Annotated in this window: 14 protein-coding genes, 1 pseudogene and 1 riboswitch; all 15 genes and pseudogenes read left to right on the forward strand. The window is 46.1% G+C overall.

Annotation, left to right across the window (positions count from 1 at the left end; all coding sequences use genetic code 11):
• The first annotated feature begins 10 nt into the window (after window positions 1–10).
• The 15 genes and pseudogenes from NKT06_RS14040 (at window position 11) to NKT06_RS14110 (ending at window position 13811) form a co-directional block, all read left to right on the forward strand.
• Complete coding sequence (locus NKT06_RS14040; protein WP_253435218.1) at window positions 11–385, forward strand: hypothetical protein; 375 nt, start codon at window positions 11–13, stop codon at window positions 383–385.
• Between the two features lie 2 nt (window positions 386–387).
• Window positions 388–2106, forward strand: a complete 1719-nt coding sequence (locus NKT06_RS14045) for an ABC transporter ATP-binding protein (protein ID WP_091016502.1) — start codon at window positions 388–390, stop codon at window positions 2104–2106.
• Window positions 2107–2360: 254 nt separating this feature from the next.
• Window positions 2361–2783 carry a MarR family winged helix-turn-helix transcriptional regulator gene (locus tag NKT06_RS14050; protein WP_253435221.1) on the forward strand — a complete coding sequence of 141 codons (423 nt, stop codon included), beginning with the start codon at window positions 2361–2363 and terminating at the stop codon, window positions 2781–2783.
• Complete coding sequence (locus tag NKT06_RS14055; RefSeq protein ID WP_253435224.1) at window positions 2780–3859, forward strand: threonine aldolase family protein; 1080 nt, start codon at window positions 2780–2782, stop codon at window positions 3857–3859. Before NKT06_RS14050 ends, NKT06_RS14055 begins: the two co-directional genes overlap by 4 nt.
• Before the next feature lie 611 nt (window positions 3860–4470).
• A complete protein-coding gene (locus NKT06_RS14060) occupies window positions 4471–5250 on the forward strand; it encodes a class I SAM-dependent methyltransferase (protein WP_253435228.1) in 780 nt (259 codons plus the stop codon).
• Window positions 5247–5876: a pentapeptide repeat-containing protein gene (locus tag NKT06_RS14065; RefSeq protein ID WP_253435231.1), complete on the forward strand. Its 630-nt coding sequence runs from the start codon at window positions 5247–5249 to the stop codon at window positions 5874–5876. Before NKT06_RS14060 ends, NKT06_RS14065 begins: the two co-directional genes overlap by 4 nt.
• Window positions 5877–5946: 70 nt before the next feature.
• Window positions 5947–6047: riboswitch (guanidine-I (ykkC/yxkD leader) on the forward strand.
• 102 nt (window positions 6048–6149) lie between these two features.
• The gene (locus tag NKT06_RS14070) at window positions 6150–6488 is read left to right on the forward strand and encodes a DMT family transporter (protein ID WP_253435234.1); all 339 of its coding nucleotides are present in this window, start codon (window positions 6150–6152) and stop codon (window positions 6486–6488) included.
• Window positions 6488–6802: a DMT family transporter gene (locus NKT06_RS14075; RefSeq protein ID WP_253435236.1), complete on the forward strand. Its 315-nt coding sequence runs from the start codon at window positions 6488–6490 to the stop codon at window positions 6800–6802. The genes NKT06_RS14070 and NKT06_RS14075 overlap by 1 nt, the downstream gene beginning before the upstream one ends.
• Before the next feature lie 116 nt (window positions 6803–6918).
• Window positions 6919–8346, forward strand: coding sequence for a DEAD/DEAH box helicase (locus tag NKT06_RS14080; RefSeq protein ID WP_253435239.1), 1428 nt, complete (start codon window positions 6919–6921; stop codon window positions 8344–8346).
• Window positions 8347–8479: 133 nt separating this feature from the next.
• The gene (locus NKT06_RS14085; RefSeq protein WP_253435242.1) at window positions 8480–8836 is read left to right on the forward strand and encodes an MmcQ/YjbR family DNA-binding protein; all 357 of its coding nucleotides are present in this window, start codon (window positions 8480–8482) and stop codon (window positions 8834–8836) included.
• 102 nt (window positions 8837–8938) lie between these two features.
• A complete protein-coding gene (locus NKT06_RS14090) occupies window positions 8939–9559 on the forward strand; it encodes a hypothetical protein (protein ID WP_253435245.1) in 621 nt (206 codons plus the stop codon).
• Between the two features lie 81 nt (window positions 9560–9640).
• A pseudogene (locus tag NKT06_RS14095) lies at window positions 9641–10525 on the forward strand (alpha/beta hydrolase).
• A 267-nt stretch (window positions 10526–10792) separates the two neighbouring features.
• Window positions 10793–11950, forward strand: coding sequence for a type III polyketide synthase (locus NKT06_RS14100; RefSeq protein WP_253442563.1), 1158 nt, complete (start codon window positions 10793–10795; stop codon window positions 11948–11950).
• The gene (locus tag NKT06_RS14105) at window positions 11937–12656 is read left to right on the forward strand and encodes an SAM-dependent methyltransferase (RefSeq protein WP_253435253.1); all 720 of its coding nucleotides are present in this window, start codon (window positions 11937–11939) and stop codon (window positions 12654–12656) included. Before NKT06_RS14100 ends, NKT06_RS14105 begins: the two co-directional genes overlap by 14 nt.
• Window positions 12657–12662: 6 nt before the next feature.
• On the forward strand, window positions 12663–13811 hold the full coding sequence (locus NKT06_RS14110; protein WP_253435257.1) for an NAD(P)/FAD-dependent oxidoreductase: 1149 nt from the start codon (window positions 12663–12665) through the stop codon (window positions 13809–13811).
• The last annotated feature ends 54 nt before the right edge of the window (window positions 13812–13865 follow it).

The following is a 13865-nucleotide window of genomic DNA, read 5'->3' on the forward strand; positions in this document are numbered from 1 at the left end:
GGTGGCAAAAATGAGAGATCGTGATCTGAATGAAATCGATGGAAGTGTACGTCAAGGTGAGCGTCCGAAACGTGATATGAGTGACAGCGAGCAACGTGGAGAGCGTTCCAGACGTGGCAGAGGGCATGGAGAACATCAGGGAAAACGGGGCCATGGTGCGCAAACATTCCGCCGCGGCCGGATTCTTGTATTTCTGGAGCAGATGCAGAATCGAAGAACAACGCTCGCCAGACAACTTGGTCAGGAGGAGTATGAACATATTCGTCCGATAATCAGTGGGGAGTTGAAAGCCATTGATCAGGTCATCGACGAGTATGTCCATCTTTTCGAACTGCAAAATGAAGATGTAAGTCCCAATAAGAATCTGGAGAGTGAGAGTGAATAAGTATGATTCGTCGTTTTTTTTCGTATTATCGTCCTTATAAAAAACTGTTTTTGATTGATTTTGGATGTGCTGTACTTGCAGGTCTTCTGGAGTTGGCTTTCCCCCTTGCCGTCAGTAAATTCATTAATGAGTTGTTGCCAGGTCAGGATTGGCCTCTTATTTTGCTTGCCTGTATTGTGCTGTTATCCATCTATGCACTTAATACGGTATTGAACTATGTCGTTACATACTGGGGACATATGCTGGGCATTAACATTGAGACCAACATGCGTGAGAAGATGTTCGCTCACTTGCAGAAGCTGTCTTTCCGGTTCTTCGATAATCGCAAAACAGGTCATTTGATTGGTCATCTTACGAATGATCTGAACGATATCGGCGAGGTTGCTCACCATGGACCCGAAGATGTGTTCATTGCAGTGATGACATTAATCGGATCGTTCTGGCTGATGGCTAACATTAATCTTGAGCTTGCGCTGCTTACCTTTATCATTATCCCAATTATGGCTTGGGTTATTATCGTATTTGGTGGCCGTATGACGAAGACGTATCGAAGACTCTTCGGAGACGTCGGCAATTTCAATGCGCGCATTGAAGACAATGTTGGTGGCATGCGTGTTGTGCAATCATTCGCCAACGAAGAACACGAGAAAGAGCTTTTTGCTGTAGACAATCAGAATTTCCGTAAAACCAAGCTGCTTGCCTACAAAACGATGGCAAAAAGTATCTCGGTCAGTTATATGATGATGCGACTGGTTACGGTATTTGTCATGATCAGCGGGGCTTGGTTTTATATTGACGGCAGAATTAATATGGGTGATTTTATGGCCTTCCTGCTGCTGTCGAATATCTTCTTCCGTCCTATCGAGAAGATTAACGCAGTCATCGAAAGTTATCCAAAGGGCATCGCTGGTTTCAAGCGGTATCTGGAAATCATTGATACAGAACCTGAAATTGCTGATAACAAAAACGCCGTGGAATTCGAAAGTGTGAAGGGCGATATTCGTTTCGAGAACGTCTCGTTCGGATATGAATCGAGTCGGCGTATCTTGAATGATATCAGTCTGACTGTCCGACCTGGGGAAACCGTTGCATTTGTTGGCCCGTCAGGCGCAGGTAAGACAACCATTTGCAGCTTGCTTCCGCGATTCTATGAGGTAGAAGAGGGGCGAATCACTGTAGATGGTGTGGACATTCGGGATGTTAAGCTTCAATCGTTGCGTAAGCATATCGGGATCGTTCAACAGGATGTATTTTTGTTCTCGGGTACCATTAAGGAGAATATTGCTTATGGTGACCTGAGTGCAACGGACGAACAGATTTGGGATGCCGCTCGCCGTGCCTCATTGGAGGAATTGATTCTTACGTTGCCGGACGGCATGGATACGGTCATTGGCGAGCGTGGAGTCAAGCTATCCGGAGGACAGAAGCAACGGTTATCCATTGCTCGTATGTTCTTGAAAAATCCACCCATTCTTATTCTGGATGAGGCAACCTCTGCACTGGACACGGAAACGGAAGCACTTATTCAGCAATCACTCGCTGAATTGTCGGTGGGTAGAACGACACTTGTGATTGCACACCGATTGACAACGATTAAGAATGCGGATCGAATCATCGTAGTGAACACAGATGGCATCGCTGAACAGGGTAACCATGAGGAACTGGTCGCCGCTGGAGGTATATACAGCCGTCTTCATCAGGTGCAATATAGTCACTCTTAATCCATATAAAATGGACTATAGAATGTTTACACTGGCCACTCCGATGACAGAACAACCTTCCGATCATGTTATCCCCAGAAGGCCGCGCATATGCGCGGCTTTTTGGTTTGGATGACTAATGAAGTTATAAATGCTATGCAGAATATAATGTTGACAACGTCCACTAACCTGATTATTATAATGTTGACAATGTCCACTAAAAAGGAGGGTTTGACATCGACTCTCAGTACATAAATCCAGATATTCTGGCTGACATGCGACGTTTTAACCGTTTCTATACCAACATACTTGGTGTACTCGACAAGCATATTCTCGGAACAGGGTATTCCTTTGCTGAAGTACGGGTCATTATTGAGATTGGAATTCGGGGAGAGAGCATCGCGAACAATCTGGTGGATACACTGACCATTGATCGCAGTTACATGAGCCGAATTGTGAACAAGCTATCCAAGGAAGGTCTGCTGGTGAAAGTGAATTCTGCGGCTGACAGCCGGGTCAGTCTGATTCGTCTGACATCCAAGGGTGAGGAACTATATGCCCAATTGAATGATCGATCCGATCAACAGATCCTGAAATTAATGCAAGACCTCAATGAAGAAGAGATTCAAGAGGTATACACCTCCATGATGAACATACAAGAGAAGTTGAACAAGAAGGCAGGAGAGACAACACGATGATACGATTTGAATGTGACTATAACGAAGGTGCGCATGAACGCATTTTACAAAAACTGATGGATACCAACATGGAACAGACAAGCGGGTATGGCACGGATGAGCATTGCGAACGGGCGAGAATGCTTATTCGTCAGGCATGTGACAACGAGCAGGCTGATGTTCATTTCTTGGTTGGCGGTACACAGACGAATACAACAGTGATTGCCTCTATTTTGCGTCCATATCAAGGTGTGATTGCAGCGACATCGGGACACATTGCGGTTCATGAGACTGGAGCTATTGAAGCAACGGGTCATAAGGTACTCACGGTCCCAAGCGAGGACGGAAAGATCACGCCTGAACAGGTTAAGGCAGTCTATGATGCGCACATGAACGAGTCGTCACCGGAACATTGTGTGCAGCCAGGCATGGTCTACATATCTCAGCCAACGGAGAACGGAACGATGTACAGCAAGGCAGAATTGCAAGTATTGCACGCAGTCAGCAGAGCGTGTGGTCTTCCATTTTTCGTGGATGGAGCACGCCTTGGATATGCACTTGCCTCCCGAGATTGCGATATGACACTTGCTGATCTTGCGCGCTTGTGCGATGTATTTTACATCGGCGGAACCAAGATTGGGGCATTGATGGGTGAAGCGGTCGTTATCCTGAATGATGCGCTCAAACCAGATTTTCGTTATATGATCAAACAAAAAGGTGGCCTGCTTGCCAAAGGCAGATTGCTGGGGATTCAATTCGAAACCTTGTTCGAAGACGGCCTGTATCTTGAGATTTCCCATCATGCCGTGGATATGGCGTTGAGAATTCATGATTCACTCGAACAGCAGGGAGTACGCTTCCTGTATGACTCACCAACCAACCAGCAGTTTCCGATTCTGCCCAATCTTTTGCTTGAGAAATTACGGAATGATTATACCTTCTCCTTCTGGGAAAAGGTTGACGATACACACAGTGCGGTGCGCTTTTGTACCAGCTGGGCAACCCGGCAGGAGAATGTGGACGCACTGACTCGTGATATTGCTCAATTATTGCATGAAAAGATCCAGGTTCCGGTGCGCGTCGAAGCATTGGTTTAACTTTGCAAATGTTAATACTGAAAAAGGGCAACCCATCGGGGTTGTCCTTTTTCGTATGTTTTTCCTGAGATAAAGAGTACAGGAAGCCCAATGGGAAGGAATCGCCTTTTCCATTGCATCGTTATGATGGGAATGGCCTGAGAGTGAGAGGATCAGGCAAACAATTAAGACAATCGTTATATCGCTTGCAGCCCGTAATTCGGCATACTAAGAGTATGTTAACAGAGCTAAGCTATTAAAGTTTATTCGAAAAGTTGGGTGATTAAGATGATGAAGTGGTTATCAAACCATGTGAGGCAGATTTTAATTGACAGGCTCGAATCACAGATCAAGTTCGAAGAAAATTCCGTACATCGAGATATATACTTTACATGCTGGTTAGAGCTCGTTACCGAAAAGGTGGAGACATCATCCTCATACAGTACTAATTCTAGGAGTGTGTGAAGGGTGGATGATATGAAATTAGGGACCAGTGAGGGAAGGGTTAGACGTGCATTGAAGGACTTTGCCCGGCGGCTTTTTTAATATTCCAAGAAGTAAATTGACAGTTCTCTTATATTAAAGTTATCATAGATACATTAGATCCTTAATTAAGAAGGAGATTATATTCTATGAATAACGGACATTCATCCGGTCAAACGAACGAATCGTGGAGTGGTCATTCTGCTCCTTTTACAGCGTTACAGGAAACACCTATCTTATCCTTGCTCCAGCCGTCCCATGGAGAACGAATCCTTGATGTGGGTTGCGGTAATGGGGATCTGACAGCCAAAATTGCAGCCGCAGGAGCATTGACAACAGGCATTGATTTTTCAGAGGAGACGATTAGGCAAGCTAAACAGAAATATCCTGATATGAATATCCAAGTCGCTAATGCCTGTCATTATCGGTCTGAAGAATCGTTTGATGCGGTCTTCTCTCATGCCGTTCTGCATTGGATCAAGGATGCCCCAGCTGTAGTACAATCCATATCCTTAGCGCTTAAGACGGGCGGACGGTTCGTGGCTGAGTTTGCTGGAAGTGGTAACACGGCTATATTAATAACAGCGGTAAGGGAAGAACTGCATGCCCGTGGATACGAATGGGAAGGTCGGAATCCATGGTATCACCCTACCATTGGCGAATATGCTAATCTACTGGAGCAAAACGGATTTCGAGTTAGTCTGGTCCAGCATGTTGACCAATTTACCCCGTTCAAGCCAGGTGCCAGAAAGTGGTTGGACAGCTTCGCGGAGTATTTATTCAGGGGTATCACACCTGCGGAACAGGATGTTATTATGGAAGCTGTAGAGAAAAAAGTACAGCCACAACTGATGCAGGATGGACAATGGTATCTGGATAGAAGCCGACTGCGAGTGGTAGCTATTAAGGAATCGGGGAATGCGGTGTGAAAGTGGACAAACCCAAGCTTCAGGAGCAGTTGCTCGAACCGGAAACGATTGGTTTTCTCGAATCCAAAGTGGAGTACAAACACAAACTGATTGAGAACATGACATTGGATCAACAGGAAGCGAGTAAGGTGTCCTTTGAAAATGTTGTATTTAGACATGTGACGATCTCGGAGTCTGCCTTGGAACAATTTGAATTCACCGATGTCCGGTTCGAACACTGCGACTTCTCCAATGTCAATCTTTCTGGTGCCTTCATGCACCGGATCGAATGGCATAACTGCAAGTTTGTCGGAACTGATTTTTCCAATTCTCGCTTGCAAAATGTTAGTTTCCTTCATGGTCTAGGGGATTACAGCAATTTCCGTTTTGCCCATCTGAAACAAGTCTCCTTCTCGGAATGTACCTTGATTGGTGCGGACTTTGCCTATCTGGCTCTACAGAAAATGGAGTTCACTCAATGTAACATCGACCAAGCTTCCTTAACGGGGACCAAAATGAAGGATTTGGATCTTAGCGATTGCCAATTTGATTCCTTGGTGTTAACCATGGAAGATCTTAACGGTTGTGTGATCTCACCACATCAAGCCGCCACATTTGTAGGATTAATGGGTTTGATTATCAGATAAATGGCATGATCACATTAACGGGGTTGCCAAGATAGTAGAAGTGTGTATAATTGGAGACACATTAGAATAAAAACAGGTTTTCTAGGGTTCCGCGATGGTTGTGTCGGTCTGGTCCGAGAGAAAACCCGCAACCTGTTGGTTGTGCCACGGAGGGATAAAAGCCTGGGAGATGAACTGCGATATGCAGTTTGTTTCCCGGGCTTTTTTTATTTTTTACGCTAATGTACCCATACTAGGTGTAAAAAAATGAATCAAAGAAAGGGAGTTACAGGAATGAATAAAACGTGGATGTCGGTTGTGATTGCTGCGTTGTTTGAAGTGGGTTGGGTCATTGGATTAAAACATGCCAGCGGGATGCTGGAATGGAGCCTTACACTGGTTGCCATTATGATCAGTTTCAGCTTAATGATTGCAGCTTCGCGTACCTTGCCCGTGGGAACCGTATACGCAGTATTCGTTGGCCTGGGTACTGCTGGAACGGTACTTGCAGAGATTCTTTTGTTTAATGCACATGTCCAAACCGGAAAAATGATACTCATTGGTGTACTTTTACTCGGCGTCATTGGTCTTAAAATGCTAAGTAAAGAGAAGAATAAGGAGGTGCAGCTATAATGAACTGGGTATTTCTTATCTTGGCAGGCGTATTTGAGATGATCGGAGTGCTTATGATAAACAAGTTGCACAAAGACCGTAATTTCATTTCACTGGTATTATTGATAGCCGGGTTTGGATTAAGCTTCCTGTTCCTGTCCCTTGCGATGGAAACACTTCCGATGGGAACAGCATATGCCGTGTGGACGGGAATCGGCGCCTCCGGAGGTGCTATTCTTGGTATGGTGTTTTACGGAGAACCTCGAAATGCCCTAAGAATTTTGTTTATCGCTATGGTGCTCGGATCGGCAGTCGGTCTTAAATTGGTTAGTTAAATAAGTGGAATTAAAAAGATAATGTACAGATTACGTTTTTAATGGTATCCTTATACGTTACGTGTGAAATAAAAGATACGTCTTATTGATAGATGTGCGTAAATGAAGGAGACAACATGACATTTAACGACTTAAATATTATCCCCTCTATTATGGAAGGGTTAAGCAAAGCAAACTATACTAATCCTACCCCTATACAGGAACAGGCCATACCAGCTGTATTAGCTGGCAGAGATCTGCTGGGATGTGCACAGACAGGAACAGGCAAGACGGCAGCATTTTCGGTGCCGATCATTCAATTATTAAGCGAAAGATCCAAAGGACAAGGATCGAAGTCCGCACGACATATTCGCTCATTGATTTTAACACCTACACGAGAACTCGCTATTCAGATCGCGGATAACATCAAGGTATATAGTCGGTATACTGACATTCGTTGTACGGCTATCGTTGGTGGTGTTTCGCAAAAAGTGCAAGAGCGGGCGCTGAATCAAGGTGCAGATATTATTATCGCAACGCCGGGCAGATTGAACGATCTGATTAACCAGAGACGTATTGATCTGAAGATGGTTGAGATCCTCGTTCTGGATGAAGCAGACCGGATGTTGGACATGGGCTTTATTCATGATGTGAAAAGAATTATCGCCAAGATGCCGAACAAGAAGCAAACCCTGTTCTTCTCAGCTACCATGCCTCCTGAAATCACCAAAATGGTTAAAACCCTGCTGGTTGATCCAGTCAAAGTAGAAATCACACCCGTATCTTCTACAGTAGACCGCATTGAGCAGTCTATATACTTGCTGGAGAATGGCAAAAAGCAGCAAATGTTGAATCAGATTCTGGAGGATAAATCCATCGTCACGGCATTGGTGTTCACACGCACGAAGCGCGGGGCTGACCGGGTTACACGTGATTTGGCCAAAGTGAATGTTACGGCACAGGCCATTCATGGCAACAAGTCTCAGAACGAGCGTCAACGGGCACTGAACAATTTCAAGAGTGGGGCTACCCGAGTACTGGTGGCGACGGATATCGCGGCAAGAGGAATTGATGTGGAGGAACTGTCACATGTCATCAACTTTAACCTGCCTAACATTCCGGAAACGTATGTTCACCGAATTGGACGTACAGGTCGTGCAGGGAAAAGCGGGATGGCGATCTCATTCTGTGAGAAGGATGAACTTCCGTTCCTGAAGGATATCGAGAAAGTAATCAAGAAGACGATTCCTGAAGTGAAAGGTCATCCATATCCGATGACAGGTGTTCCTGTGTTTGAAAAAACGAACAAAGCACCGGGCAGTAAACCTGCCTTTAACAAATCAGCTGCGGGCAAACCTGCCAAATCCAAGGCTAACCCGGCACGCAAGCCCAAATCCGAGTGGTTTGCCAAGAGTGGCAAAACGACCGGTAGTCGTTCAAACGACGGTAGATCCAATGGCAGTCGATCAAACAGCAGTAGCAATAGATCGAACAGCAGTAGCAGTAAATCAAATAATGGCTCATTCAGCCGCAGCAGCAAAACAAGGAATGACAGAGCCAATTAAGACCTAAATAAACCCAGATAAAACCTTCTCCATTCTTATGGAGGAGGTTTTTATTAGGTGTAGAGAGCTTATTTACATACGAACTTACATTCGGTATCATTATATTGTCCACTGGTGAAAGGGAGGTACTGACTTGAAGGATACGATAATTAAATACAGTTTGAACAAGAAAGGTGCGATCAAGGATTATCCATTTGGACCTGATCCAGTCGTGATCAAGGTTGCAGGTAAGATGTTCGCGCTTATTTTTGAAAACAAAGAAAAGAACTGTCGCTTGAACTTAAAATGTGACCCGAATATTGCAGAGAATCTAAGAGAGCAGCATGAAGCGGTTCAACCAGGATATCATATGAACAAAAAACACTGGAATACCATTACGCTGGATGGTTCCATGTCAGATGAGGATGTCTACGTCATGATCGATCACTCTTATGATATGGTTATCCAATCCCTTCCGAAAAGGGTTCGGGAATCTCTGGTCGAATCGTGAGGCATTTCGTAGATATCAAGGCCAATGGTCTGCTCGCTAAGTAGATTGAATATTATATGGAAATGAAGACATACATGAGATCCGTGTGGGATCGTTACCTTCATGATCAACGCTGCATCCCTTGTCATCAATGCCTTGATCGGTATAGGCAAGTTAATCCTGGGGTTATATCTCCTTTCCGGATGGTTCATTACGAATGCTGTGTATTATCTGATTCTGTGTGTAGCCAAAGGACAGGTCCTTCATCAGTATAAAGTTGCCAAAGGAATAGCGTCTCCCCGAAACAGATATTCGTTGGAGCTTGCGGTGTATAAGCGTGGAGGTCTTTTGCTGTGTTTACTGGGTGTGTCTTATTCAATCGTCTGCCTGCGAATGTATCTGATTGGCGATGCCTTCATATATAGCGGCGGCATTGTATACATCGTAGCTGCAGTCGCTTTTACCAAACTGGCTTTTGCCATACAGGGTACCTGGGCTAACCGTCAACTCCATAACCCGATTATATCTACATTGAAAATGATTAACTTCACCGATGCCATGGTGTCCATTGTCGTGACTCAAGCGACACTGCTTACCATGCAAGCTTCACCTCTTGCATTAAAAACCAGTAGCCTGTTTGGCATGGGGTGCAGCGTTTTATTTTGTCTGATGGGGGTCTGGATGATGTTCCACAAGACAAATCAGTCCAGTATGGAGCAGGAGAATGGAAACGACGATAAGTAAGATAAAAGAGGAAGATTATCATCCAAGTCTGAGTCTGAGATTGCTGGAACTCATCGGTAATCATAATAAGGAGTGATATCTATGGATCAACAACAACAACTTGCCATGGTACAACAAATGCGTCAAAATGCCGTCGGTACAGATGCAGCTCTGCAACCCAGTTCCACGTATGCTGTCACCGTAGAAGAAGTCATGATTCCTACGACGAAAGGTGATACGCGTGTACTTGTGTATACTCCGGATCGGGATCATTCCGTACCTCTGCCGGTCTTCTTCAATATGCATGGGGGTGGTTTTATCCTCGGACAAGCAGAGATGGATGATCCATGGTGTCGTCTGATTGCTGATCGTGCTGATTGTGTGGTCATGAATATCGATTACCGTCTTGCACCAGAGCACAAATTTCCAACCGCAGTTCATGAATGTTACGACGTTGTTAAGTGGGTCCACGGCAATCCGGAATCCTTCTCGGTGAACCCGTCTCTATTCGCCATTGGTGGGCATAGTGCTGGGGGTAATCTTGCTGCAGCAGTGTGTTTACTGAATCAGCAACGTGGAAGCAAGCTGCCGATTGTACTCCAGGTTATCGATTATGCCGTATTGGATGTGGCTACAGATCCGGCCGAGAAACCGAGTTATGAAGAAGCCATTCCAGCCGATATCGCCAGAACGTTCAATGCCATGTACCTTAAAACGCCAGAAGATGCCCATGATCCATTAGCATCGCCTGTTCTTGCGACATCATTCCAGGGTCTTCCGGAAGCGTTGATCATTACCGCCGAGAATGATTCACTGGCCCAATAAGCAAGAACATATGCAGCAAGGCTGGAAGATAGCGGTGTGAAGGTGACTCTTAAAGAGTATGAGGGAGCTGCTCATGGATTTACGCACTTTGGCGATCTTCAGATGGCTGAGGATGCCTGGTACCGAATGAGTGACAAGATCAGAGAAGCATTTTCCAAATAAAGTACATCAAAATGACGTGTAGAAAGAACTAAGAAGTGGTTAGATATCATTTGAGCAAGTTGTTTAAAAAGTTACCTTGAAGTCGCCTAATGGCGGCTTTTTTTGGCTCAGTAATCTGATTGCTTCAATCGCTTGGTGAAACCAAGCTTCTGATCTTGCGGATGTGTTAATAAACTGGATAAGGAGCCTTCTTGAGATTATAACGATATCGTTAAGGGTAAGAGTTGTTAATTAGAGGAAATAATAACCGATACCAGGAGGTTTATGATGAACCAATATAACAGTCCATCCGATATCGCCATTCTGGGCATGGGAACGGCTCTACCTGCTTACCCCGTAGCACAGTCAGATATTGCAGAACTAATCGCTTCTTCTCTTCAGGATCGGCCAGATTTGGCCCGTTTTGCCAGGCGAATATTCAAGTCCTGTGGTGTTGAAACTCGATATACCGTAGAACCGAGCTATCTGGGTTCACTCCAAGAATGCCGTTATCTGCCCTCTGAGGGCAGATCAGACGTCCCTACAACCGAAGAAAGAATGAATACATACAAGCGAGAGGCGCTTCCGCTTGGGATCGAGGCGGCCGAGAAAGCCCTGAAGGATTCAGGCGTATCTCCCAAGAGCATCACGCATATTATCACGGTCAGCTGCACCGGTCAATATCTGCCAGGTCTTGATGTAATGCTCATCCGTCACTTGGGTCTGTCTGACCGTGTTAACCGACTGCCGCTGATCTTTCAGGGTTGTGCCGCAGGGTTGAAAGCCATTCAGATGGCACGAGATGTCGTGCAGGGTGCTGCGGGATCACAGGTACTTGTGGTCTGTGTAGAGTTGTGCACAATACATTTTCAGCCGGTGCAAGATCGGGAAGCGCTGTTTGCGGCTTCATTCTTCGGAGACGCTGCTTCTTCCTGTGTAGTGGGTACACCAGAACCTCAGCACAAGAATTATTTGAGCCTGGGTACGGGTTATTCTGTGCTTCTTCCGGATTCAACTGAAGATATGACTTGGGAGGTTGGGAACCTGGGGTATGACCTGTATCTATCACCTCGTATTCCGAAGCTGCTCGGTGTTCATCTGGAAGAGGAACTTCGTCTTTTATTGCAAAGTGAACAGCTTCCTGAACTGTGGGCCATTCATCCGGGAGGACGCGGGATTGTGGACACTGTGCAGAATGTAATGAAGCTGAGAGATGAACAAACGAAGTATAGCAGGGAGATCCTTAGAACGTATGGTAACCTGTCTTCCAACACGATCCTGTTTGTACTGAATGCGATGCGTGAGGACATGAAGGCGCAGGGTCAATCCTCCACAGATGGGGTAGCCATGGCATTTGGTCCGGGACTCACCGCAGAGTTGATGAAATTCACTTATGTACCCTCATTATCTTCAGTGATGGAGGACCACGAACATGTCTTTCTTTAGAACATTGTCTTTTCGGGCCAAGGAAGAGGAACTGATGGATGACTTCTCTATGGGAGGGGAGGAGCTGCGTGAAGCACTCAGACATCTGAGACGTCTTAACAAAATATTCGCAGCACCCGGCCCAACGCTGGCTGGTGTAGAGAAGTTATGGAAATCTGTCGGCAGGCCAAATAAACTGTCTCTTCTAGATGTGGGGGCAGGTTCAGGGGATGTGAACCAGAAACTGCTGCAATGGGCAGATCGCCAGGGCATTCAGTTGAAAATTACATTGGTTGATCTGACGGAAGAGGCGTGTGAGGAAGCAAGACAACTATTCCGTGACGAACCCCGAGTCCGGGTACAACGCGCCGATCTTACACAACTGCCGGATGCTTCCGCAGATATTGTGACAGGTTCCCAGTTTGTGCATCATTTTGACGGAGATCAGTTGGTTGATATGGTTTCTCATATGCTGCGAGCATCGAGATATGGTGTCGTCATTAATGATATTCACCGCCATCCGGTATCCTATAAAGCGGTCTGGATTACAACACGAATGATCTCGCGCAATCGGTACATTCGTCATGATGGGCCTCTTTCCGTAGCCAAAGGCTTTACAGGCAGGGATTGGAAGGAACTGAAACAACGGCTAAATCATGATACGATGACTTATGAATGGAAGCCTTTATTCCGTTACTCTGTTGTCATTCCCACGAAAGGCAGGTGATCTTACGTGTCGATATCGATAGATGTAATTGTCATCGGAGCCGGAATTGCCGGGAGTACGTGTGCGATGCAACTGGCAGGAAAAGGTCATCGGACCCTTTTGCTGGATCGCCAAGAGTTCCCTCGGCACAAAACCTGCGGTGAGTTCATGTCACCCGAAACCAAGGAGATGCTGGAGGTTCTGGACATTCACCTTCTGGACCAGACGAAGAAACCCAGCACTATGGATCATGCCAAAATCGTTATGCCACAAGGCGGAGTGATCGAAGCACCGCTGCCGGGATTCGCATATGGCATAAGTCGATATGAGCTGGACCAGATTTTGCATCAGAAGGCTCTGGCGGCCGGAGCCCAGATTGTTACCAAAGCGACCATAACGAGTATCGAGCAGCTTGATGATGCCAGTTATGAGGTTCAGGTGAAACAGGGAGATGAGCGGATGAGCTACAGAGCCAAAGCCGTCATCGGAGCACATGGTACCAAGAAACCGCGTGGGATGGCTTCCGCACCTGATCTGCGGGATCAAACCGTATATGTTGGGGTTAAATCCCACTTCAGCGGAATCGAGATTCCCGCACGGGTAGAATTATATTTTTGCGAGGGTGGCTATGTGGGGATTTCCCCGATTGAGAATGGCATTGTGAATGTCGCCGCATTGTTGACACTGGATACCGTACAGGGAAGCGGCAAGTCTGTAAACGATATTTTACAGGCGGCATCCCTGACCAACGTGAGTTTGGCAGCCCGTTTAGCCGGAGGAAAGCCTGTTGACGGAACGCAAGTGTCGATTGCGCCTCTGCATCTGTCCAATGTTCCTGAACCGTGGTCCCAATATCCGCATATTGGAGATGCCATGCTGATGATACCGCCCTTATGTGGGGACGGAATGTCCATTGCCCTCCGCTCCTCACTCCTGTGTGCGAGGTGGACTGACAAGTACCTGCAAGGCGACATTGAACATGCCGATTGGCAGAGTAATTACACGCTGGAAGCAAGCCGTGAATTCACCCAATTGCTCAGACGCGCAAGAAGAATTCAAAAGCTGGCTTTTGCCAAAACCAATAAATTCTATCCTGGTCTGGCTCGGATGATCCCCGGTTTAGCTGCTTATGTCGTGAAGGCCACACGGTTATCCGAGATGAACGCAGCGCGCTAATCCATTGAAACTTTGCTCAATACTGATGCGAAAGAGGTTGCTAAAGGCGGCCTC

It is taken from the genome of Paenibacillus sp. 1781tsa1 (assembly GCF_024159265.1).
Classification (GTDB): Bacteria; Bacillota; Bacilli; order Paenibacillales; family Paenibacillaceae; genus Paenibacillus.